We start from the raw sequence: 22858 nt of genomic DNA, 5'->3' as shown, positions 1-22858 counted from the left end.
GGGGAGCGCCCGCAAAACGGGGAACGCCGGGGGCGACGGGCCGTCGGGCCCGGCAACCCCCGGCGTCGCACGCCGCGGTGGAGGTGTCGTCAGCGGTCGCAGTCGTCAGCGGTCGTAGGTGTAGAACTTCGTGTGGTCGAGCATGTCGGCCGGGGTCACGTTGTTCCACGGACGCATGGTGTCCTTGAGGTCCACGACGTTGGTGGTGCCACCGGTCGGCAGGTAACCCGAGGTGGGGTGCATGCGCTGCCAGTCGGCCCACAGCTTGTCGATGAAGCAGTGGTGCAGCCAGAAGACCGGGTCGTTGGGGGAGACGCCGGTGGCCATCTGGCCACCCATCCACACGTGTACGCGGTTGTGGAGGTTGACGCCGCGCCAGCCCTCCAGGTTGTTGCGGAAGCCGTCGGAGGCGCTGTTCCAGGGGGCCATGTCGTAGACGGCCATGGCGAGCACGGAGTCGACCTCGGCGCGGGTGGGCAGCGCGCGGACGCTCGTGCCCATCTCCCGCTGGAGGTAGGGGCGGCTGTCGGCCGAGACGTTGATGTTCCACTGGCCGGTGGAGTAAGCGAACGGGCCGGTGGTGACCTGCGCGTCGCGGCTGCGGCCGTTGCCGCCGAGGAAGTCGGCGCCCCATATGGAGGCGGTGGTGGTGCGGTCGGCGGTCCAGTCCCAGTAGGGGAGCGTGACCGAAGAATCGATTCTCTGGAGCTCCTGCTCGAACTGGAGGAGGAAGCGGCGGTGCCAGGGAAGGAAGGACGGCGAACGGTGGCCGACGCGGTCGGTGTCGTCGCCGTCGCTCATGATGAACTCATTGTGCGTCCGCACGAATTCGTCGTACTTGCCACTCTTCTTCAGCGCCAGCACGGCGTTGACGAAGTTGCGCTTCTCCGTGGCCGTCAGGGTCGCCTGGTTCTTGCGCACTGCCATGGGGGTCTACGTCCTCTCGGGTCGGGGGACCGGCCGCATCGGGCCGGGCGGGGTCGGCGGACGGAAAAGGTCAGGCGGTGGTGATCGGGACGAGCACGGCGCCCTGGAGCTTCTCGACGGCGGCGCGGGTGAGCGACAGCGGGTCGGCGAAGGTCTGGTAGTGGTTGATCACACTGATCCAGGTGCCGTCCGCGTTCCGCATGACGTGCAGTTCCTTGCCGTCGATCGTCACGGCGAAGCCGCCGTGGTGGGCCTCGTGGCCGCCGGTGACGGGCGTGCCGACGATGCGCCGGCCCTGGTAGACCTCGTCGAACGGCTGGGGGTCGTGGGAGCCGTGACCGGTGTGGTCCATGCCGGAGTGGTCCATGGGCATGGCGGCGCGGGTCGCCGCCATGGCGGCCGGAGCGGCGAGGGCCGCTCCGGCGACGGCTATCGCGGTGCCGCGCAGGACGACGCGGCGGGTGACGTTCTTCGACATGTGTGTATCCCCCCTCGGGATGTGCCGACAACGCCCTTATTGGGGTGAGTTGCGGCAATTCTTTGTCGTATTTCGTGATCAATCCATGCGTGGCGGGATGCTTCCACGATCTTGAAGAGGGGGGAAATGGTTGACCCGAATACGGACATTGGGTATATGAATGGTCAACCAGTGGAAGGGAAGGAATTTCTGACCAATCCCGCTATTGACGCGGGTGTCAGGAAGTTCACCGAGCCGGACCGTCCTCCCGCGAAGGATTTACGGCGGACTGCCTTCCCCGGTGACGTCTCTCACGACGTGAACATGACGCGAACATGGCGCCGCGCCGTGGATTCCGGCCAGGAATGCCGGAGTCCACGGCGCGGTTTCCGCCGTTCTCGTTCGCTACGAAGTGCGCGCGCTACGCGAAGTGCGCACGCAGCCTGGCGTAGGCGGCGGCCGGCGCCCCGAGGTGGTCGAGGGCCAGCAGCGCCGCCCCCAGCACCGGCGACGCGGTCACGACGCGGGGCACGGCCCGGGGCGCCCGCCCGGCCAGCCTCTTCACGACGCGTTCGTGCAGCAGCGGATGACGGGCCGTGAGCACCCCGCCGCCCAGCACCACCGGCACCGCCGCGTCGAGCAGCCCCAGCCGGTCCAGGGCGACCGCGGCCAGGGCGACCACCTCGTCGGCCTGCCGCGCCACGATCGCCCCGGCCACCGCGTCACCGGCGGCGGCCACGGCGAAGAGCACCGGCGCAAGCTCGTGCCGCCGCGCCCGTTCGATCCGCCCCAGGTGGAGGGCCTCGATCAGCTCCGGCATCGTGGACAGCCCGAAGTGGGCGGGGAGTTCCCGCGCGAGAGCCGTCGCCTCGCCGCGCCCGTCCGCCGCCCGCGCCGCCCACCACACCGCCTCCTCGGCCAGGTGCGCCCCGCCGCCCCAGTCGCCCGAGATCCGCCCGACGGCGGCGAACCGGGCGACCCGGCCCCCGGGCGCCAGCCCCGAGCAGTTGATTCCCGCCCCGCACACGACGGCGACACCCGCCGGCTCCTCGTCGGACAGCCCCGCGCGCAGCAGCGCGAAGGTGTCGTTGGCGACCCGGACGCCGGGACCCGTCGCCGGGCCGCCCGCCGGCCGGTTCCGCCGGGCGATGGCCTCCGTCAGTTCCGCCTCCTCCACGGGGAAGTCGGCGCCCGCCAGGCAGGCCGAGAAGAGCCGGACGTCCGCCGGGCGCGGGAGCCCGGCCAGCGCCTCGGCGACGGCCGCCTGGAGGGTGTCCACGGCGCGCTCGACCCCCGTCGACTGCGGCCGGAAGCCACCGCCCCGGGCCCGGGCCGCCACCGCGCCGTCCGGGCCGAGGACGGCCACGTCGGTCTTGCTGCCGCCCGCGTCGATCGCCACGATCAGGCCCATGGCAGGTGCTCCCGGTTGTGGTGGAGGAGGGAGTCCGTCAGCTTCTCCGCGCGGTCGGTCTGGCCGACGAGCGGATGGGCGAGGAGCGCCGCGAAGACCCGGTCCCGGCCGCCCTTGAGGGCCGCCTCCAGCGCCAGGTGCTCATAGGCCGTCACATGCGCGACGAGCCCGGCGTGCAGCGGCTCCAGCGGCTGTACGGGCAGGGGGCGCGCCCCGGCCGCGTCCACCGCCGCGGGCACCTCGACGACGGCGTCGTCGGGGAGGAAGGGCAGCGTGCCGTTGTTGAGCGTGTTGACCACCTGGACGGGCCCGGTGCCGGTCAGCAGCGACGACGTCAACGCGACCGCGGCCTCCGAGTAGAACGCCCCGCCGCGCTTCGCCAGCAGCTCCGGCTTGCGGTCCAGCGCCGGGTCGGCGTACATCTCCAGCAGGGCGCGCTCCATCGCCGCGACCTCCGCCGCCCGAGAGGGCTTCGTCCGCAGCTCCTCGACGACCGCGTCGTGCTCGTAGAAGTAGCGCAGGTAGTACGAGGGGACGACGCCCAGCCGGTCCAGCAGCCGGCGCGGCATCCGCAGGTCCGCCGCGATCGCGTCGCCGTGCTCCGCGAGCAGCGTGGGCAGGACGTCCCGGCCGCCGACGCGCACCTCCCGCTCCCAGGTGAGGTGGTTCAGGCCGACGTGGTCCAGCTCCACCTCACCGGGCGCCACCCCGAGCAGGGCGGCGAACTTCCGCTGGAAGCCGATGGCCACGTTGCACAGCCCGACAGCGCGGTGCCCGGCGGTCAGCAGGGCGCGGGTGACGATTCCGACGGGGTTGGTGAAGTCCACGATCCACGCGGCGGGGTTCCGGCTCCGCACCCGCTCGGCGATGTCCAGCACCACCGGGACCGTCCGCAGCGCCTTGGCGAGGCCGCCCGCGCCCGTGGTCTCCTGCCCCACGCAGCCGCACTCCAGCGGCCAGGTCTCGTCCCGCTCGCGGGCCGCCTGACCGCCCACGCGTAGCTGGAGCAGTACGGCGTCGGCGCCGTCGACGGCCGCGTCGAGGTCGTCGGTCCAGCTGACCCGGCCCGGATGGCCCTGCGCGGCGAGGATGCGCCGCGCCAGGCCGCCGACCGGCTCCAGTCGTTCGGCCGCGGGGTCGACGAGGACGAGCTCCTCGACGGCGAGGACGTCCCGCAGCCGTGCGAATCCGTCGACGAGTTCGGGGGTGTAGGTGGAGCCACCACCCACTACTGCGAGCTTCAACCCTTGACTCCTGTCAGTGTGACGCCTTCGACGAAGGCCTTCTGGGCGAAGAAGAAGACGGCGATCACCGGTGCCATGACCAGCAGGGTGGCGGCCATCGTCAGATTCCAGTTGACGCTGTGGGCGCTCTTGAAGGACTCCAGGCCGTAACTCAGCGTCCAGGCGCCCGGGTTCTGTGCGGCGTAGATCTGTGGCCCGAAATAATCGTTCCAGCAGGCGAAGAACTGAAACAGCGCGACCGCCGTGATGCCCGGCTTCGCCATCGGCACGACGACGCGCAGCAACGTGCGCAGCTCGCCGCAGCCGTCGAGCCGCGCGGCCTCCAGGTACTCGCCGGGGATGGTGAGCAGGAACTGCCGCAGCAGGAAGATGGAGTACGCGTCGCCGAACGCCAGCGGCACGATCAGCGGCCACAGCGTCCCCGACAGATGCAGCTGCTGAGCCCACACCAGGTACATGGGGATCACGACGACCTGCGGCGGCAGCGTCATCGTGGCGATCACGAGGCCGAGCGCGGCCCGCCGGCCCCGGAAGCGGAACCGGGCGAGCGCGTAGGCGACCGGGACGGAGGAGCACACGGTGAACAGCGTGCCCAGCCCGGCGTACAGCAGCGAGTTCCGCCACCAGGTGAGGAAGCCGGGGGTGCGGAGGACCTCCGCGTAGTTGGACCAGTGCCAGGCGCGCGGCCACAGCTCGCCGGCCATGGCCTGGTCGTCGCTCATCACGGAGGTGAGGAGGACGAACACGAACGGCAGGGTGAAGAAGAGCGCCGCCGCCACGGCGGTGGTGTGCACGGCGATCCAGTGCAGGACGCGGCGTCGTCCCATGGTTCAGTCCTCCGCCCCGAGCAGCCCGGCGCGGCCGCGCATCAGCAGCGAGGCGGCGGCCATGGCGATGGCGAAGAGCACCAGGGAGAGCACACACGCGGCACCGGTGTTGAAGTTGTGGAAGCCGAGCGAGTAGACGAGCTGGGTCACGGTGAGCGTGGAGTGGTCCGGATAGCCGGGCTGGACGGTCGAGCCGGGGCCGAGGCCGACCCCGGAGGCGAGCTTCCCGGCGACGAGCGCCTGCGTGTAGTACTGCATCGTCTGCACGACGCCCGTCACGACCGCGAACATCACCACCGGGGTGATCGCCGGCCAGGTGACATAACGGAACGTCGCGAACGCCCCCGCGCCGTCGAGCTTCGCGGCCTCGTACTGCTCCTTGGGCACGTCCAGCAGGGCGGCCAGGAAGACGACCATCAGGTCGCCTATGCCCCACAGCGACAGCAGCACCAGCGAGGGCTTGGCCCAGTGGGGGTCGTTGAACCAGTCGGGCCCGGAGACGCCGAGCGCCGCGAGGGCGCCGTTCACCGGGCCGGTGCCCGGGTTGAGGAGGAAGACGAAGGCGACCGTGGCGGCCACGGGCGGGGCGAGGTAGGGCAGGTAGAAGGCGGTGCGGAAGAAGCCCGCCCCCGTTTTCACCTTGGTGATCAGCAGTCCGGTGCCCAGCCCGAAGATGACGCGCAGAGACACCATGACCACGACCAGCCACAGCGTGTTCCATAACGCCGGCCCGAACAGTGGCATCTGCGTGAACACGTAACGCCAGTTGCGCAGCCCCACGAAGGACGGGGGCCGGATCTGGTTGTAGCGCATGAACGAGAAGTAGACGGTGGCGATCAGCGGATAGCCGAAGAAGACGGTGAAGCCGATCAGCCAGGGGGAGAGGAAGCCGAGGACGCGCAGGCGTTCCCGGGTGTGCCGGCGGCGGGGGCCGGGGGCGGTGATCAGGTGTGCCATGACAGGGCCTTCGTCGGGTGGCGGACGGGGCGGACGTGCGGGCGATCAGTCGGCGGACTGCCGGGTGTCGGCGTCGATCCGCCGGTCGAGACGGCGCAGCCCCCGGCCCAGGTCGGGGACCCGGCCCGCCTCGCTGTCGTAGGCGAAGTCCTTCAGGGCCTGGAGGTACATCCCGCCGTTGGCCGAGGGCGGCATGGAGACGCTGTGCGGGTCGGCGGCGATGCCGACGAAGGTGCGGAAGGCGGGGTCGGCGTCGAGCGCGGGCGAGGCGAGCGCGGCCTTGGTGGAGGGCACGTTGTGGATGGCGTTCGCGAAGGCGACGACCTGATCGGTGTCGGTCGTCAGGAACCGCACCAGCTCCCAGGCCGCGTTCTGATGCCGGCTGCTGTGCGCGATGCCGACGACCGTGCCGGTGAGGAAGCCGCGCCCGTAGGCGTCGGCCCGGTCGTCGGGTACGGGCATGGGGGCCGTGCCCCAGCGGAAGTCCGCGCCGTCCTCCTTGAGCATCCGGCCGCGCCACTCACCGTCGAGGTGCATGGCGACCTTTCCCGTGCGGAAGGCGTTCTGCGCGGACATCTCCGCGCCGAAGGTGGTGCGGAACCGTTCCAGCGGGGTGTAGCCGCCGAGGGCGGTGACCAGGCCCCGCTGGAAGCGGAAGAACTGCTCCGTCGCGGGCTCCCGGGCGAGCCGGGACGTCCCGTCGGCATTGAAATAAGTGGGCGCCCACTGGGCGAAGAGCCGGTCCGGGCTGTTCTCGTAGAACCGGAAGCCGGGCATGTAGCCCAGCTGTTCGTACGAGCCCCCGGCCGTCCGCCGGGTGAGTTTGACGGCCGCTTCCTTGAACTCCGACATCGTGCGCGGCGGCCGGGTGATGCCGGCCTCCTCGAAGGCGTCCAGGTTGTAGTAGAGCCCGTAGGCGTCGGCGAGCAGCGGGAGGGCGCACTGCCGGCCGCGGTAGGAGGTGTAGCCGAGGAGGGTGCCGGGGAAGACGGCCGTCTTGTCCAGGCCGGACTTCCTCAGGAAGGGGTCGAGGTCGGCCCACATCCCCGAGGAGCAGTACTGGCCGACGTTGTCGGTGGTGAAGGACGACACCACGTCGGGAGCGATACCGCCGCCCGCCCGCAGGGCCTGGTTGACGGTGTCGTCCGTGACGTTCCCGGTCGTCACCACCCGGATGTTGGGATGCCGCCGCTCGAACCGGGCGATCGCGGCGTCGACGGCCGCGACCTCGTTCCTGTCCGACCAGCCGTGCCAGAACCGGAGCGTCACCGGGCGGGTCGGGTCGTCCTCGGCGCTGCCCACAGCGGGGCGGGCGCAGCCGGAGAGGAGCAATCCTGCGGTCACCAATAAGGGGACGAGCACACCGGGTGTGCGGCGGCGGTGTCGTAAGCGCTGCATGGCGGAGCTTCCTTGGCGGCGGTGGACGGGGGATGTCGCGCGGTGGGGGGAAGCCGGGAAAAGCGGCGGAGGCGGGCTCAGGCGGTGTCGAAGACGTCGTTCCGGACGTCGGCGAGGGCGGTGCGCAGGGCGCCGATGAGGATGGGCGAGCCCGCCACCTCGCTCAGCCGCAGCCGGGGCCGGGGCAGGGCGAGCCCGGTCAGCCCGGTCTCGACCACCTCGCGGAGCCGCTCGCCACCGGCCCGGCAGACCACGCCCGAGAGCACGATCAGCTCCGGGTCGACGACGGCGACGACCGCCGCGAGCCCGGTGGCGACCCGCGACCCCAGCTCGGCGAGGAAGGCGTCGGAGGCCGGGCCGGGGGTGCGCGCCGCGCGCTCCAGCGCCTCGGGGCCCGTGGGGGCGTCGAAGCCGTGCTCGCGCGCCAGGGAGGCCACGGCCGGGATGCCCACGAGCGTCTCGAAGCCGCCCCCGCCGTCCGGGGCGTTCCCGGCGCTGGCGCTGGCGCTGGCCCTGCCGCGGGCGAGCGGGGCGCCGGGCAGGGGCATGTAGCCGATCTCGCCGGCGCCGCCGGTCGCCCCGCGCAGCAGCCGGCCGCCGAGGACGATGGCCGCGCCGACGCCCTCGTCGATCCAGACCAGGACGTAGTCGTCGGTGTCGTGCGCGGCACCGGTGTGGCGCTCGGCGACGGCGGCGAGATTGACGTCGTTCTCGATGACGACCGGCGTGCCGATGACCTCGGCGAGCTCGGCGCGCAGGGTGCGCGAGTGCCAGCCGGGCAGGTGCGGGGCGTAGCGCAGGGTGCCGGTGCGCGGGTCGAGGGCGCCGGGGGTGCCGATGACCGTGCGGTGGAGGGCCTCGCAGCCCAGGCCGGCGGCGGTCAGCGCGCCGTCGACCGCGGTGGCCACCAGGTGGGCGGTGCGGCCCGGCACCCCCTCGTCCGTGACGTCGGCCTCGACGCGGTGCTCGCCGAGCACGGTGCCCGCGATGTCCGCGACGGCGGCCGAGATGCCCTCCTTGTCGACGGCGAGCCCGGCCACATGGGCGACCGAGGGGTTCACCTCGTACAGCTGGGCGTTGGGGCCGGGGCGGCCGGTGACATTGCCGACGGCGCGCACCAGCCCGGCGGCCTCCAGCCGGGCGAGCAGCTGGGAGGCGGTGGGCTTGGACAGCCCGGTGAGCTCGCCGAGGCGGGTACGGGTCAGGGAACCGTGGCTGATCAGCAGGTTCAGCGCGGCGCGGTCGTTCATCGCGCGCAGGACGCGAGGTGTCCCGGGGATTCCGGTTCCGGCCATGGCGCTTGGTCCCCCGCCCTCGAGGTCGTCCCCCGACAGTCTGTAAAGAAACTTTCCTATTGGCTGCCCAGGACGTTAGGCGCAGGTCAGCCGCACCGTCAAGGAGTCCGGACCGGCGGAACCCAAAGTTCCGAGGATGTTCCGAGGCAAAAATAACGCGACATCGCGATGGCCCCGCCGGTAGGTTCCCGACGCATGGAACCACTGGGCGACAGCGAGATACGCGCCTCCTTCGTCAACTGCTCGAAGGGCGAGGCCCGCAGGATGAGCCTGCCCCGGGAGCTCGACGGGCTTCCCTGGGCCGATCTGGACTTCCTGGGCTGGCGGGACCCGGGCGCCCCGGACCGGGGCTATCTCGTGACGGAGCGCGCCGGTGAGCTGGTGGGCGTCACCCTGCGGGTGCCGCAGAGCGGGCCCCGGGCCCTGACCAAGACCACCATGTGCTCGCTGTGCCTGACCACCCACGGCGGTTCGGGCGTCTCCCTGCTGGCCGCCCGCAAGGTCGGCGCCTCCGGCCGCGACGGCAACACGGTCGGCGCCTATATGTGCGCGGACCTGGCCTGCTCGCTGTACGTACGGGGGAAGAAGACGCCGCTGATGGCCATGCGCTACAAGGAGTCCCTCTCCGCCGAGGAGCGCATGGACCGGCTGCGCGGCAACCTCGACGACTTCCTGGACAAGGTCCTCCGGGAGGGCTGACGCACCCCGAGCGAACGAAGGGCCCCCTCGCCATATCGGCGGCGAGGGGGCCCTCTCCCATTTCCCGGGAACTACGGCTTGCCGAGCGTCACGCCCGGCGGCACCGGCGGTATCGGCGCCGTGGCCAGCGACTGCGGGGAGGTGGGGTTGGCCATGGCGGACGGGGCGGAGACGGCCGCCGCCGGGTCCGCCCCGGGCGGCGTCGTCCGCAGCTCCGGCTCCTGCGGCTGGCCGACCACGGGGATGCCCTCGGCGTCCAGGGCGCGCTTGATGCGCCAGCGCAGCTCGCGCTCCACGGAGAGCGCCTTGCCCGGCACGGTCTTGGCCGACACCCGGACGACCACCGAGTCGAGGTAGACCGCGTTCAGGCCCAGCACCTCGACGGGCTCCCACAGCCGCTCGTTCCACGGCTCGTCCTTCTGCATCTCCTCGCCGGTGCGCTCGATCACCGTGCGCACCCGGTCCAGGTCCTCGTCCGAGCGCACCTGGACGTCGACGCCCGCGGTCGCCCAGCCCTGGCTGAGGTTGCCGATCCGCTTGACCTCGCCGTTGCGGACGTACCAGATCTCGCCGTCGCCGCCGCGCAGCTTGGTCACGCGCAGCCCGACCTCGATGACGGTGCCCTTGGCGACGCCCGCGTCGACCTCGTCGCCGACGCCGTACTGGTCCTCCAGGATCATGAAGACGCCCGAGAGGAAGTCCGTCACGAGATTCCGGGCGCCGAAACCGATGGCGACGCCCGCGACACCGGCGCTGGCCAGCAGCGGCGCCAGGTTGATCTTGAGTACGGAGAGCACGGTCAGCGCCGCCGTACCCATGATCAGGAACGAGGCGATGCTGCGCAGCACCGAGCCGATGGCCTCCGAGCGCTGGCGCCGCCGCTCGGCGTTGACCAGCAGGCTGCCCAGCGCCGTGCCGTCGACGGCCTGGGCGGTGCGGTTCATCCGCTCTATCAGCTTGGTGATGGCCCGGCGGATCAGGGAGCGCATGGCCACCGCGATCACGACGATCAGGATGATCCGCAGGCTGTTGCTCAGCCAGATGGACCAGTTCTCCTCGACCCAGCCCGCGGCGTCGCCCGCGGTGCGTTGGGCCTCGTCCAGGGACCCCGGGCGGGGTGTCGCGTCTGCGGCCAGGGCAGCGGACCGGAACACAGCAGAAATCCTCCGATAGGGGACGTGACCCGTGGCGAGGAGCGGTACGGGCCGACCCACCACACTAACGGGGCAGACGAAATGCTCCGTTGTTGTGTTCGAGATGGGACACGTCTTGCGCGTGCGTGGCCGTGATTGTCCGGGGTGTGCCCCAAAACACCTGAGACCCGTTACCCGATGATGGTGGCGCTTGTGGCGGGGGCCAGGGGACACTTGCAGGAGATCGTCCCGGCGCGAGCCACGCGCCGCCGGCGTACAAGGAGGCACCCGTGCCGCATGTCCTGGTCCTCAACGCGTCGTACGAGCCGCTCGGCGTCGTACCGCTCCGCCGCGCGCTCATACTCGTCCTCAATGAGAAGGCCGTCAGCCTCGAGGACACCGGCGCCTTTCTGCACAGTGCGACCTGCACCATCCCCGCGCCCAGCGTCGTCCGCCTGAAGCGCTTCGTGCGGGTGCCCTTTCGGGGCCCCGTCCCGCTCACCCGCCGTGCCCTCTTCGCCCGGGACGGCGGACGCTGCGCGTACTGCGGTGGCGTCGCAACCAGCGTCGACCACGTCGTCCCGCGCAGCCGCGGCGGCCAGCACAACTGGGAGAACGTGGTGGCGGCCTGCCGCCGCTGCAATCACGTCAAGGCCGACCGGCACGTCTGGGAGCTGGGCTGGCGGCTGCGCCATCAGCCCGCGCCGCCGTCCGGCCTGGCGTGGCGGATCATCGGCACGGGCCATAGGGATCCGCGCTGGTTGCCTTACCTGGAGGCATACGGCGCCGAGGACGCGTTGGCCCGGATCGACGGCATTTCCGCCTGAGACGACCGGGCCTTCGTCGTTCATGGCCACGCGCGGGCGGCGCCGGGCAAGCCCCGGCGCCCCCGCTCAGGAGCCCTTGGCGGGCTCCCGCACGGCGTAGGCCTCCACCTCCCACAGCGAATACCCGAAGCGGGTGGCCCGCTTCTCGCCCTGGACGCGCACGAACCGCGCGTCCGGCGCGTCCATGCGCACCGACTCCACGCCGCCCTTGCCGTCGGTGACCACCGCCGCGTCCCGCCAGGTACGGCCGTCCGGCGAGACCTGGACGCGGTAGCGGACGGGGTGGGCGTCCTGCCAGTGCAGCACCAGCCGGCCCAGCCGGACGGGACGGGCCAGCTCCAGCTGCCACCAGGCGGCGTCGGTGTGCGGGGACGACCAGCGGGTGCGCGGATCGCCGTCGATCGCGGCCGAGGCGGGGAACGCGGCGGTCTCGTCGCCGGAGGACGTCGCCCGGGCGCCGCGCGCCAGGTCCGGGCCGCCGGTCGGCGGATACGCGCGGACGGTCACCGTCTTCTCCTGCCCGGCCAGCCGGACGGGCACCGTGAACGTCCGGGCGGGCGCCCCCGCCGGCACCGACAGCTCGATCCGGGCCGTGGTCACGCCCCCGCGCACGGCGGTGAGCTCGGCCGGGGCCTTGACGGTCACGCCCGTCGGCGCGGCGACGGCGAGCCGCTCCCGGATCGCCTCCGGACGCTGGTTGATCATGCGGAGCTCGACGACCGCGGGCCGCCCGCCGATCTCCGCGTCCATGTCGCCGCCGGTCAGCTCGACGTCGGCGGTGGGGCTGTCGGCGAACCACGGGGTGAGCTCGTGCACCGCGGGCGGGGTGGCGCCGCCGTCCCACACCACGCGCAGCGCGTCGGCCCGTACGCCCTTGCCCGGCAGCTGGGTCCAGCCGCCGTCCGCGACCTTGCCCAGCGGCTGCCAGCCCCGGGCCGGGTCATGGGCCTCGACCACGCCGGCCGCCCCGGGCGCGGGCTGGGTGAGCAGGGTGACCACGGTCAGCGGACGCGGCTGGGGCAGCCGTACGGACAGCGGGACCCCCGGCCGGGGGGTGACGGCCGTGGCCGGGTCGCCGTCGGTGGCCGCGCCCGCCGTGCGCAGCGGCCGGTCGACCCCGGTCCAGCCGTTGGCCCGGGCCAGGGCCTGATCGAGGAACGGCAGCAGCACGCCCTTGCCCACGGTCGCCCGGCCCGTCGTGATCGCCTCGCGCAGCCGCTGGACGTCCAGCTGGGCCTGCCAGGCCGCCGCGCCGTCGCCCCGCGCCTGCGCGGTGATCATGTCCACGGCCCGCCGGCCCGCCTCGCCGTGCCGGCCCAGCTGCTCCAGCCACGGCCGCACCTCGCCGCCGAGCAGCGGGGTGAGCCGCGCGGGGGCGTCGGCCATGGTGCGGAAGGCCGCCTTCAGCCGGTCGGCGGCCTCGGCCAGCCTGCCCGCGTCCGTCGTGCCCTGCGCGTCCCAGAAGGCGTCCAGCAGCGGGCGCAGATACGCCGACTCCTCGCCGCCGAGCACCGAGGACGCGTCGTTCGCGGCGAGCGCCAGCAGGGCCTCGCGCGTCGCCGCGTCGCCCGACTGCCCGCCCGCGAGGTCGTCGACGGCCGCCCGCCAGGACTCGTCGGGCCGGTAGCCGCGCGGGTTCCACGCGTAGTCGGCGGCGGTGAACAGCGGAATGCGCGAAGCGACGGGCTGCGCCGCCGCGTTGGCCAGCAGCGCGACGGAGCCCGCGGCCACGGCCGGCTCACGGCCGGTGTACGGGCCGAGGAAGATACGGTCCTGCGCGAAGTCGTTGACCGGGTAGTTGTCCATGGTCACCAGCGGATGCCCCAAGGCCGCCCGGGCGTCGGCCAGTTCACCGCCGGTGATGGTCTTCGGCACCACCCCCACCCCCGTCCAGGCCACCTCCACCCGCGGGTCCAGCGCCCCGGCCAGCGCGTGCCGGAAGGTGGTGCGCCCGTCCTGGTAGTACTCGGTCGGCAGCAGGGACAGCGGGGCCGCCTCCGGGCCCTTGGCCGCCAGGTGCTTCGCCAGCTCGCCCGCGACCTTCGCCTGCGCCTTCGCCGCCGCCTTCGGCCCGGAGCCGAACGCGTCGGCGTCCGCGTCGCAGTGCCACTCGCTGTAGCTGACGTCCTGGAACTGGAGCTGGAAGGCGCGCACCCCCAGCGCCCACATCGCGTCGACCTTGCGCTTGAGCGCCCGCATGTCCGAGGCCGACGAGAAGCACATCTCCTGCCCCGGCGCGACCGCCCAGCCCAGCGTCACATGGTTGCGGCGGGCCCGCTCGGCCAGCTCGCGGAACTCCGCGCGCCGCTCGGCCGGGTAGGGGGCGCGCCAGCGGGCCTGGCGGTAGGGGTCGTCGCCGGGCGCGTAGAGATAGCGGTTCTGCTTGGTGCGGCCCAGGAAGTCCAGCTGCGCCAGCCGCTGCTGGTGCGACCAGGGCTGTCCGTAGAAGCCCTCGGTCAGCCCGCGCACCGCCGTGCCCGGCCAGTCGCGGATCACGGCCCCCGCGAACGCGCGGCCGCCGTCGTGCGCCACGGCCAGCTGACGCAGCGTCTGCGCCGCGTGGAAGAGCCCGTCCTCGCCCACGCCCGCCAGCGCCACCACCGGCCGCCCGTCCAGCTGCCCGGCGGCCAGCCGGTAGCCGCCCGTGGGCAGGTCGTCGACGGGCTGGGCGCCCAGCGAGCGCAGCGTGTCCTCGGCGGCCTTCCCGCCCGCGTAGACGATCAGGCCGTCGGCCGGCGGGGTGCCGCCGGGCTGCGCGTCGACGACCGTCCGGGCGCCCTGGGCGCGCAGCACGTCGCGCAACGCCTCCAGGGCGTACTGGTCGGTCCCCTGATCGGCCATCAGCGTGACCTCGTCGCCCACCCGCGCGAACGCGCCCAGGGCCCGCGCCGACTGGGGGCGCGGCCACACCGGCGGCAGGGCCCCGGCGCTCTCCCGGTCCGGCGAGCCGGGTGAACCGGCGGCGGCCGACGCGGCGTCACCCGGCAGGGGGTCGGCGACGGCGTCCGCGGCCCCGCCGAGCAGTCCGCCGAGGAGCGCGGCCGCCAGCACGGTGACCCCGGCGCGGCGCGGTCCGGGGCGTCCCAGACGTCCCGTGCCCACGGCCCGGCCGGTCCGCTCGCTTCCGTGGGGCATCGTTCTTCTCCTCCGGACGCGTTGCGGGACCAAGGTCCGGGGCGGTGCCCCGGAACCGCGACGAGCCCATCACCAGCGCTGAAGCGGTGTCAACGCAGGTGACCGAACTGCCGGTAATGCCCGGCGGGATGTACGGATGTGTCGTCCGCCGCGCGGAGTGGGTAGGCAGAAGCCGTCGGCGGTGGCGACCACGGAGGTCCGGATGGACAGAGCACGCCTCGCCGAGCTGCACGGCGTCGCCACGTCCTACGAGGCGGCGCCCGGCAGCGTCGTCCGGGTCCCCGAGGACACGCTCGTCGCCGTCCTCGCCGCGCTGGGCGTCGACGCCTCCACGCCCCGGGCCGTCCGGGACGCCCTGGAGGCCCGCGAGCAGGCCGAGCGCGGCAGGCTGCTGCCCCCGGCCGTCGTCCTGCGGGGCCGCGCGGGCGCGCCGCCCCCGCTCCCGCTCCCCGAGGGCACGACCCTGAGCGTCGAAACGGAGGACGGCACGACGCTCCCCTGGGACGGGGGACGGGACGCGGAACGGAGCGTGGACCCCCTCCCGTACGGCGGGCACGTCCTGCGCGCCCGCACCCCCGACGGACGGTCCGCGAGCGCGCCGCTGATCGTCGCGCCCGAGCGGCTGCCCGCGCCCCCCGGGCGCGGCCACGGCTTCCTGGTCCAGCTCTACTCCCTGCTGTCCACCCGCTCCTGGGGCATGGGCGACCTCGGCGACCTCGCCGACCTCGCCGCCTGGGCCGGCCACTCCGCCGGCTCCGACTTCCTCCAGGTCAACCCCCTCCACGCGGCCGTCCCCGGACCGCCCACCGACCCCTCGCCCTACCGCCCCTCCTCCCGCCGCTTCCCCGACCCCGTCCATCTGCGCGTCGAGGAGATCCCCGAGTTCGCCTACCTGACCGGAGCGGCACGCGAGGAGGCCGGGACGCTGCTCGACCGCGCCGCCGCCCTCCGCGAGGCCGTCCTGCGCCACGACGCGCTGATCGACCGCGACGCCGTCTGGGAGCTCAAACGCCGGGCCCTGGAGCTGCTGCGGGCCGTCCCCGCCTCCCCCGGCCGCCGGGCCGCCTACGCCGCCTTCCTCGCCGAGGGCGGCCAGGCCCTCGACGACCACTCCACCTGGTGCGCCCTCGCCGAGGCCCACGGCCCCGACTGGCGGTCCTGGCCCGCCGGCCTGCGCGACCCCCGCTCGGCCCGCACCGCCCGCGCCCGCGGCGAGCTGCTGGACCGCGTCGACTTCCACTGCTGGCTCGCCTGGCTCACCGACCGGCAGCTCGCCGCCGCCCAGCGGGCCGCCCGCGACGCCGGCATGCGCGTCGGCCTCGTCCACGACCTGGCCGTCGGCGTCCACCCCTCGGGGGCGGACGCCTGGGCCCAGCAGGACGCCTTCGCCGCCGGGATGTCCATCGGCGCGCCCCCCGACGCCTTCAGCCCCCACGGCCAGGACTGGGGCCTGCCGCCCTGGCGCCCCGACGCCCTCGCCGCCACCGGCTACGCCCCCTACCGCGATCTGCTGCGCGGGCTGCTGCGGCACGCGGGGGCGCTGCGCATCGACCATGTGATGGGCCTGTTCCGGCTCTGGTGGGTGCCCCAGGGCTACGAGCCCCGGCGCGGCGCCTACGTGCGCTACGACGCCGAGGCCATGCTGGGCGTCCTCGCCCTGGAGGCCCACCGCGCGGGAGCCGCCGTCATCGGCGAGGACCTGGGCACCGTGGAGCCCGGCGTCCGGGAGGCCCTGGCGGAGCGCGGGGTGCTCGGCACGTCGGTGCTGTGGTTCGAGAGGGACTACGAGAACGCCGACGGGACTGCGGCGGAGGACCCCGACCCGCTCCCCCCGGAGCGCTGGCGCGAGGCCTGTCTGGCCACCGCCACCACCCATGACCTGCCCAGCACCGCCGCCCGGCTCACCGGCGACCATGTGGCGCTGCGGCACCGGCTGGGGCTGCTCACCCGGCCGCTCGCCGTCGAGCAGCGCGAGGACGCGGCGGACGTCGCCCGCTGGCTGGCCGTCCTGGGACGGCTGGGCCTGCTGCCGGAGGGGCCCGGTGACGAGGAGGGCGCGGTCCTGGCCGTCCACCGCTTCCTGCTGCGCACCCCCGCCCGCCTGGTCGGCGTCTGGCTGCCGGACGCGGTCGGGGACCGCCGCCCGCAGAACCTGCCGGGCACCTGGGACCAGTACCCGAACTGGCGGCTGCCCGTGGCCGACGCCTCGGGCCGGCCGCTGTCGCTGGAGGAGCTGGTGGCCTCGCCCCGGCTCCAGGCCCTGGTGGACGAGGTAAGGGCCCTGACGGACGGGACACGGGCCCCGGCGGACGGGGCAAGGGGCGGGCCGGGCGCCGATAGGCCACCCCGGGCGCGCGGCCCCCACGCCGGTCCGATAATTTGAGGTTGTGAGCAATAAGGTCAACAAGAACGCCGTGCGCGCCGGTGCGATCTCCGCCGGCACGCTGCTGATGCTGCTGATGTCGTCGCCCGCCTTCGCGCTCACCCGCGACGACGGTGACGACCCGGGCCCCGGCCTGAGCGTGATCAACACGCTCGGCCTCTACGTGGCCGCACCGATCGTCCTCTTCCTGGTGATCGCGGGCCTGACCATGGTCCTCGCCAGGAACTCCGACAACGCCGCGACCCACACCGTCAACACCCACCACTCGCGCTGACACCAGACCGCGCGCAGCGAAAGCCGACACCCTCCGGGTGTCGGCTTTTTTGCTGCCCAGATGACTGTAGAGGCCACCGGCTTTGGCGTTCGGGGGACGGTTAACCTACGGTGTCGTAACCTACGCCACCGTAGGTGATGATCGTTCCAGGAGATGCCCGTGACCATCGCCCCCACTTCCCACGGCCAGGCCGTCTGGAGCGACAGCCGCCTGCTGTACGCGCTCGAGGAAGTCGTCGAGACCGAGCTGAACCGCCACCTGAAGGTCGCCAAGGAATGGATGCCGCACGAGTACGTGCCGTGGAGCGACGGGCGGAACTTCGACGGCGTCATGGAGGGCGAGGCCTGGGCGCCCGAGCAGTCCAAGGTCACTGACATAGGGCGCACCGCCCTCATCGTCAACCTGCTGACCGAGGACAATCTCCCCAGCTACCACCACGAGATCGCCCAGCTCTTCGGCCGCGACGGGGCCTGGGGCACGTGGGTCCACCGCTGGACGGCGGAGGAGGGGCGGCACGGCATCGTCATGCGCGACTACCTGCTCACCTCGCGCGCCGTCGACCCGGTGGCGCTGGAGCGGTTCCGGATGCAGCACATGTCGGAGGGCTTCGAGTCCGACAACCGGCACAGCATGCTCCACTCGGTGGCCTACGTCGCCTTCCAGGAGCTGGCCACGCGGATCTCCCACCGCAACACCGGCCACCACTCCGGCGACCCGGTCTGCGACCGCATGCTCTCGCGCATCGCCACCGACGAGAACCTGCACATGGTCTTCTACCGCAACCTGCTCAAGCAGGCCTTCGTGCTGGCGCCCGACCAGACGATGAGCGCGGTGCGTGACGTCGTCACCGGCTTCCGGATGCCGGGCCACGGCATCCCGGGCTTCGAGCGGGCGGCGGCGACGATGGCGATCGGCGGGATCTACAACCTGCGGATCCACCACGACGACGTGCTGCAGCCGGTGCTGCGCTTCCTGAAGGTCCTGGAGATCGACGGCCTGGGCCCGGAGGGGCGGCAGGCCCAGGAGGAGCTGGGCCGCTACATGGATGACCTGGACGCGCAGGCACGAAAGTTCGACGAGCGCCGCGCGGCCATCATGGCCCGCCGCGCCGCCCGTCAGGGCTAGCCAGAACGCCAAAACGCCGGACGGGCTACTGTGTCTTGTCCTCAAGCGCCGGACGGGCTGATTCCAGCCCGTCCGGCGCTTGAGGACGACGCGCGTCAGCGCGGATTAAGCGGTCGCCGCCGCGTCCGCCGCCTGCGCCTTGAGCGCACGCTCGACCCCCGCACGGGACTCGGTCACCAGCCGCCGCAAGGCGGCATTCGGCTCGGCCGACGCCAGCCACGCGTCCGTCGCGTCCAGCGTCTCCTGGGAGACCTGGAGCGCCGGGTACAGCCCGACCGCGATCTGCTGGGCCATCTCGTGGCTGCGCTTGTCCCAGACGGCCTTGACCACCGCGAAGTACCGGTCCGCGTACGACGCGAGGAGCTCGCGCTGGTCGGCCTGCTGGAAGCCGCCGATGACCGACTCCTGGACCGCGTTGGGCAGCTTGTCGGACTCGACGACCGACGCCCAGGCCTCGGCCTTGGCCTCGGCCGTCGGGCGGGCGGCGCGGGCCCACGCGGCGTGCTCCTCGCCCGCCGACGTCCTGTCGCGCTCCAGCTCGGCGGCGATGGCCTTCTCGTCGGCGCGGCCCGTCGCGGCCAGCCGGCCGAGCAGGTCCCAGCGCAGGTCGGTGTCGACGGCCAGGCCCTCGACGGTCTCGGTGCCGTCCAGCAGCCCGGCGAGCAGGTCCAGCTGCGCGTCGGTGCGGGCGGTGGCGGCGAAGGCGCGGGCCCAGGCGAGCTGGTGGTCGCTGCCCGGCGTGGCCGCGCGCAGGTGCGTGAGCGCCGCCTCGGTCCACTTGGCCAGGCCCGTCTCGCGCCAGGCCGGGGACGCGTAGAGCTCCAGGGCGGTCTTGACCTGGCGCTGGAGGGACTGGACCACGCCGATGTCCGACTCCTTGGCGATGCCCGAGAGGACCAGGTCCAGGTAGTCGCGGGTGGCCATCTCGCCGTCGCGGGTCATGTCCCAGGCCGAGGCCCAGCACAGGGCGCGGGGGAGGGACTCGGCGAAGTCGCCCAGGTGCTGGGTGACGGTCGCCAGGGACTCGGCGTCCAGACGCACCTTGGCGTACGACAGGTCGTCGTCGTTGAGCAGCACGACCGCCGGGCGGGCCTTGCCGACCAGCTGCGGGACGTCGGTCAGGGCGCCGTCGACGTCCAGCTCGAGGCGCTCCTGGCGGACGAGCTTGCCGTCCTCCAGCGCGTAGAAGCCGATCGCGATGCGGTGCGGGCGCAGTGTCGGCTCGCCCTTGGCGCCGGCGGGCAGGGCCGGGGCCTCCTGGCGGACGGCGAAGGCGGTGATGACGCCGTCGGCGTCCGTGGTGATCTCGGGCCGCAGGATGTTGATGCCGGCCGTCTCCAGCCACTTCCTCGACCAGGCCGAGAGGTCGCGGCCGGAGGTCTTCTCCAGGGCGCCCAGCAGGTCGGACAGCCGGGTGTTGCCGTAGGCGTGGGCCTTGAAGTAGGCCTGCACGCCCTGGAAGAAGGCGTCCATGCCGACGTAGGCGACGAGCTGCTTGAGGACGGACGCGCCCTTGGCGTAGGTGATGCCGTCGAAGTTGACCAGGACGTCGTCCAGGTCGCGGATCTCCGCCATGATCGGGTGGGTCGAGGGCAGCTGGTCCTGCCGGTAGGCCCAGGTCTTCATGGAGTTGGCGAACGTGGTCCACGAGTGGGGCCACTTGCTGCCGGGCGCGTAGGCCTGGCAGGCGATGGAGGTGTACGTGGCGAACGACTCGTTCAGCCAGAGGTCGTTCCACCACTCCATGGTGACCAGGTCGCCGAACCACATGTGGGCCAGCTCGTGGAGGATCGTCTCGGCCCGCACCTCGTACGCGGCGTCCGTGACCTTCGAGCGGAAGACGTACTGGTCGCGGATGGTGACCGCGCCCGCGTTCTCCATGGCGCCGGCGTTGAACTCCGGCACGAAGAGCTGGTCGTACTTGGCGAAGGGGTAGGCGTAGTCGAACTTCTCCTGGAACCAGTCGAAGCCCTGCCGCGTCACCTCGAAGATCGCGTCGGCGTCCAGGAACTCGGCGAGCGAGGGGCGGCAGTAGATGCCCAGCGGGACGGTCTGGCCGTCCTTCTCGTAGGTGCTGTGCACCGAGTGGTACGGGCCGGCGATCAGCGCGGTGATGTACGTCGAGATGCGCGGGGTCGGCTCGAAGCGCCAGATGTTGTCGGCGGGGCGCTCGGGGGTGGGGGAGTTCGAGATGACCGTCCAGCCCTCGGGGGCCTTCACGGTGAACTGGAACGTCGCCTTCAGGTCGGGCTGCTCGAAGGAGGCGAACACCCGGCGGGCGTCCGGCACCTCGAACTGGGTGTAGAGGTACGCCTGCTGGTCGACCGGGTCCACGAAGCGGTGGAGGCCCTCGCCGGTGTTGGTGTACGCGCAGTCGGCGACGACCTTCAGCTCGTTGCGCCCGGCGGCGAGGCCCGGCAGCGCGATGCGGCTGTCCTTGAAGACGTCGGCGGCGGCCAGCGCGGTGCCGTTGAGGACGACCTCGTGCACGGTGGGGGCGACCAGATCGATGAAGGACTCCGCGCCCGCCTCGGCGGAGTCGAAGCGCACGGTCGTCACGGACCGGTAGGTGCCGCCGTCCTGGGCACCGGAGAGGTCGAGCTCGACCTCGTACGAGTCCACGCTGAGCAGCCGCGCCCGCTCCTGTGCCTCTTCGCGGGTCAGATTCGTACCGGGCACCTGGACATCTCCTTCACATCGCGATTTTCCGGCCATCCTTCCACGCCGTGCCCGGGACGTCGCGGTCCGTACGCTGACGGCGGATGAACGAAGGGGCGGGCCGTGGCGGCCCGCCCCTTCGCCTCGCGTACGCCCGGCGTCAGCCGCGCAGCTCCTCGGCGACCAGCTCCGCGATCTGGACGGCGTTCAGCGCGGCGCCCTTGCGGAGGTTGTCGTTGGAGAGGAACAGCGCCAGGCCGTGCTCGACGGTCTCGTCGACGCGGATGCGGCCGACGTAGGAGGCGTCCTTGCCGGCCGCCTGGAGCGGGGTCGGGATCTCGGACAGCTCGACGCCCGGGGCGGCCCCCAGCAGCTCGTAGGCGCGCTCGACGCCGATCGGCCGCTCGAAGCGGGCGTTGACCTGGAGGGAGTGGCCGGAGAAGACCGGGACGCGGACGCAGGTGCCGGACACCTTGAGCTCCGGGATGTCCAGGATCTTGCGGGACTCGTGACGGAGCTTCTGCTCCTCGTCGGTCTCGAAGCTGCCGTCGTCGACGATCGCGCCGGCCAGGGGCAGCACGTTGAAGGCGATGGTGCGCTTGTAGACGCCCGGGGCGGGGAAGTCCACGGCCTCGCCGTCGTGGGCGAGCTCGGTCGCCTTGCCGGCGGCCGCGCGCACCTGCCCGTCGAGCTCGGCCACACCGGCCACGCCGGAGCCGGAGACCGCCTGGTAGGTGGTGGCGATCAGGGCGGTCAGCCCCGCCTCCGCGTGCAGCGGCTTGAGGACCGGCATGGCGGCCATCGTGGTGCAGTTCGGGTTGGCGATGATGCCCTTGGGGCGGTTCGCGATCGCCTCCGGGTTGACCTCGGAGACGACCAGCGGCACCTCGGGGTCGCGACGCCACGCGGAGGAGTTGTCGATCACGACGGCGCCCTGCGCGGCGACCTTCTCGGCCAGCGCCCTGGAGGTGGCGCCACCGGCGGAGAAGAGCACGATGTCCAGACCGGAGTAGTCGGCCGTGGCCGCGTCCTCGACGGTGATCTCCGTGCCCTCCCAGGGCAGGGTCGTACCGGCGGAGCGGGCCGAGGCGAACAGCCGCAGCGTGTCGACCGGGCCCAGAGAATTAAACGCAGCGCGCTCGGCGAGGATCTTGCGCATGACTCCGCCGACCTGGCCGGTCGCTCCGACGATTCCGATCCTCACGAGGACTCCCTACTCACGTGCGCCACATCTGCCACTGCCACCAGAGACGGTTCCGCCCGGCGGCACGGTTCCATCATGTGGTGGTACCCGCCCCAAAAGTCCAATCGATTGTCCGAGGGGCGGGACCGGGTCTGCCTAGAGATCGAGAACGGCGCGCACCGCTCGCTCGATGCGTGCCAGCGTGTCAGGAGTGACGTGACCCAGTAGCTTGGCGTCTTCGAACCGGTGAGCCGCATACTGCGTCAGGTTCACCGGGACGGCCACGGCCCGTACCGGGTCGGCGATGGGGACGGACAGGAGGGTGTCGGGATAGGCGCCTGCCGGGTGCAGAAGCAAGCACACGGCCGCTCGGTAGCTCTCGTTGGCCTCGTCGATGGACAGGACCAGGACGGTCCTTGTGATCTCGGCGAAGGGGAGTTCCCAGACGGATCCACGCTTCAACGGATATCTCCCGCGGGGTCGGCGTCTCCGGTGTCGACGAGAAGGACCCCGCCGACGGCGGCCTGGGCTTCTGCGGCTTCCTTCACCATCTGGCGGCGCAGAGTGCGGATCATGTAGGCGTTGAGGGAGAGCCCCGAATCAGCAGCAGCCTTACGCACGTCGGCGTCGAGCTCATCCGGTATGCGGACCGTGAATACACTCATGCCACCAGAATAGTCATCGTGTCTGTGACCGCGCGGATTCCGTGTCCTCGGTGACCCGATCGGGTTAAGAGGCAGGGAGGCTTAAATGGCCGGACGTTCGTGGCGAGACGTGCGCGCCAAGGCGCTGAGGCTCAACCCTTGGCTGGACTCGGCAGAGGCCGAGGAGCAGCGGGCACGGGAACGGGCGGAGAACAACGGTAGGCGTGACCTGGACAAGCAGGCGTAACGCTCCACTCGAACCGGATGGGGCGGGCGCCCCC

Annotated in this window: 20 protein-coding genes; 6 read left to right on the top strand and 14 right to left on the bottom strand. The window is 72.5% G+C overall.

Annotation, left to right across the window (positions count from 1 at the left end; all coding sequences use genetic code 11):
* Positions 1-105: 105 nt before the first annotated feature.
* The 8 genes from melC2 to RM609_RS14760 all read right to left on the bottom strand — a co-directional run bounded on the left by melC2 (position 106) and on the right by RM609_RS14760 (position 8516).
* Positions 106-927 carry a tyrosinase MelC2 gene (melC2, locus tag RM609_RS14795; protein ID WP_311611133.1) on the bottom strand — a complete coding sequence of 274 codons (822 nt, stop codon included), beginning with the start codon at positions 925-927 and terminating at the stop codon, positions 106-108.
* Between the two features lie 70 nt (positions 928-997).
* On the bottom strand, positions 998-1405 hold the full coding sequence (melC1, locus tag RM609_RS14790) for an apotyrosinase chaperone MelC1 (RefSeq protein ID WP_311611132.1): 408 nt from the start codon (positions 1403-1405) through the stop codon (positions 998-1000).
* 400 nt (positions 1406-1805) lie between these two features.
* Positions 1806-2795, bottom strand: a complete 990-nt coding sequence (locus tag RM609_RS14785) for an N-acetylglucosamine kinase (RefSeq protein WP_311611131.1) — start codon at positions 2793-2795, stop codon at positions 1806-1808.
* Positions 2786-4039 carry a 6-phospho-beta-glucosidase gene (locus RM609_RS14780; protein WP_311611129.1) on the bottom strand — a complete coding sequence of 418 codons (1254 nt, stop codon included), beginning with the start codon at positions 4037-4039 and terminating at the stop codon, positions 2786-2788. Before RM609_RS14780 ends, RM609_RS14785 begins: the two co-directional genes overlap by 10 nt.
* The gene (locus tag RM609_RS14775; protein WP_311611128.1) at positions 4036-4866 is read right to left on the bottom strand and encodes a carbohydrate ABC transporter permease; all 831 of its coding nucleotides are present in this window, start codon (positions 4864-4866) and stop codon (positions 4036-4038) included. Before RM609_RS14775 ends, RM609_RS14780 begins: the two co-directional genes overlap by 4 nt.
* 3 nt (positions 4867-4869) lie before the next feature.
* On the bottom strand, positions 4870-5823 hold the full coding sequence (locus RM609_RS14770; protein ID WP_311611126.1) for a carbohydrate ABC transporter permease: 954 nt from the start codon (positions 5821-5823) through the stop codon (positions 4870-4872).
* 45 nt (positions 5824-5868) lie between these two features.
* Entirely contained in the window at positions 5869-7221 is a 1353-nt protein-coding gene (locus RM609_RS14765; protein ID WP_311611125.1) for an ABC transporter substrate-binding protein, read from the bottom strand.
* A gap of 77 nt (positions 7222-7298) precedes the next feature.
* On the bottom strand, positions 7299-8516 hold the full coding sequence (locus RM609_RS14760) for an ROK family transcriptional regulator (protein WP_311611123.1): 1218 nt from the start codon (positions 8514-8516) through the stop codon (positions 7299-7301).
* Between the two features lie 195 nt (positions 8517-8711).
* Between RM609_RS14760 and RM609_RS14755 the strand changes: the two genes are divergently transcribed.
* On the top strand, positions 8712-9215 hold the full coding sequence (locus RM609_RS14755) for an FBP domain-containing protein (RefSeq protein ID WP_311611122.1): 504 nt from the start codon (positions 8712-8714) through the stop codon (positions 9213-9215).
* A 71-nt stretch (positions 9216-9286) separates the two neighbouring features.
* Here the strand turns inward: RM609_RS14755 and RM609_RS14750 are convergent, their stop codons facing one another.
* Complete coding sequence (locus RM609_RS14750) at positions 9287-10369, bottom strand: mechanosensitive ion channel family protein (protein WP_311611121.1); 1083 nt, start codon at positions 10367-10369, stop codon at positions 9287-9289.
* 269 nt (positions 10370-10638) lie between these two features.
* On the opposite strand from RM609_RS14750, the gene RM609_RS14745 reads away from it, so the two are divergent.
* Positions 10639-11175: an HNH endonuclease gene (locus tag RM609_RS14745; protein WP_311611120.1), complete on the top strand. Its 537-nt coding sequence runs from the start codon at positions 10639-10641 to the stop codon at positions 11173-11175.
* Positions 11176-11241: 66 nt separating this feature from the next.
* Here RM609_RS14745 and RM609_RS14740 read toward each other — a convergent pair whose 3' ends face one another.
* Complete coding sequence (locus RM609_RS14740) at positions 11242-14310, bottom strand: beta-N-acetylglucosaminidase domain-containing protein (RefSeq protein ID WP_311611118.1); 3069 nt, start codon at positions 14308-14310, stop codon at positions 11242-11244.
* 202 nt (positions 14311-14512) lie between these two features.
* On the opposite strand from RM609_RS14740, the gene malQ reads away from it, so the two are divergent.
* The 3 genes from malQ (at position 14513) to RM609_RS14725 (ending at position 18092) form a co-directional block, all read left to right on the top strand.
* Positions 14513-16693 (top strand): 4-alpha-glucanotransferase, encoded by a 2181-nt coding sequence (gene malQ, locus RM609_RS14735; protein WP_311611117.1) that lies wholly within the window; start codon positions 14513-14515, stop codon positions 16691-16693.
* A 4-nt stretch (positions 16694-16697) separates the two neighbouring features.
* A complete protein-coding gene (locus tag RM609_RS14730; protein WP_229357981.1) occupies positions 16698-16967 on the top strand; it encodes a hypothetical protein in 270 nt (89 codons plus the stop codon).
* 159 nt (positions 16968-17126) lie between these two features.
* Positions 17127-18092: an acyl-ACP desaturase gene (locus RM609_RS14725; RefSeq protein WP_311611114.1), complete on the top strand. Its 966-nt coding sequence runs from the start codon at positions 17127-17129 to the stop codon at positions 18090-18092.
* Between the two features lie 105 nt (positions 18093-18197).
* On the opposite strand, the gene pepN is transcribed toward RM609_RS14725, so the two are convergent.
* The 4 genes from pepN to RM609_RS14705 all read right to left on the bottom strand — a co-directional run bounded on the left by pepN (position 18198) and on the right by RM609_RS14705 (position 22598).
* Positions 18198-20771, bottom strand: a complete 2574-nt coding sequence (gene pepN / locus RM609_RS14720; RefSeq protein WP_311611113.1) for an aminopeptidase N — start codon at positions 20769-20771, stop codon at positions 18198-18200.
* Positions 20772-20910: 139 nt separating this feature from the next.
* Positions 20911-21954 carry an aspartate-semialdehyde dehydrogenase gene (locus tag RM609_RS14715; RefSeq protein WP_311611112.1) on the bottom strand — a complete coding sequence of 348 codons (1044 nt, stop codon included), beginning with the start codon at positions 21952-21954 and terminating at the stop codon, positions 20911-20913.
* A gap of 135 nt (positions 21955-22089) precedes the next feature.
* Positions 22090-22395, bottom strand: a complete 306-nt coding sequence (locus RM609_RS14710) for a hypothetical protein (protein WP_311611110.1) — start codon at positions 22393-22395, stop codon at positions 22090-22092.
* Positions 22392-22598 (bottom strand): toxin-antitoxin system HicB family antitoxin, encoded by a 207-nt coding sequence (locus RM609_RS14705; protein WP_311611108.1) that lies wholly within the window; start codon positions 22596-22598, stop codon positions 22392-22394. Before RM609_RS14705 ends, RM609_RS14710 begins: the two co-directional genes overlap by 4 nt.
* An 85-nt stretch (positions 22599-22683) precedes the next feature.
* Here RM609_RS14705 and RM609_RS14700 point away from each other — a divergent pair, with 85 nt between their 5' ends.
* Positions 22684-22824, top strand: a complete 141-nt coding sequence (locus RM609_RS14700; protein ID WP_311611106.1) for a hypothetical protein — start codon at positions 22684-22686, stop codon at positions 22822-22824.
* Positions 22825-22858: the final 34 nt, after the last annotated feature.

This window comes from Streptomyces hesseae (assembly GCF_031845785.1).
GTDB lineage: Bacteria > Actinomycetota > Actinomycetes > Streptomycetales > Streptomycetaceae > Streptomyces > Streptomyces hesseae.
Note: the sequence above shows the minus strand (reverse complement) of the source record. Positions and strands in the feature narration are given on the sequence as shown.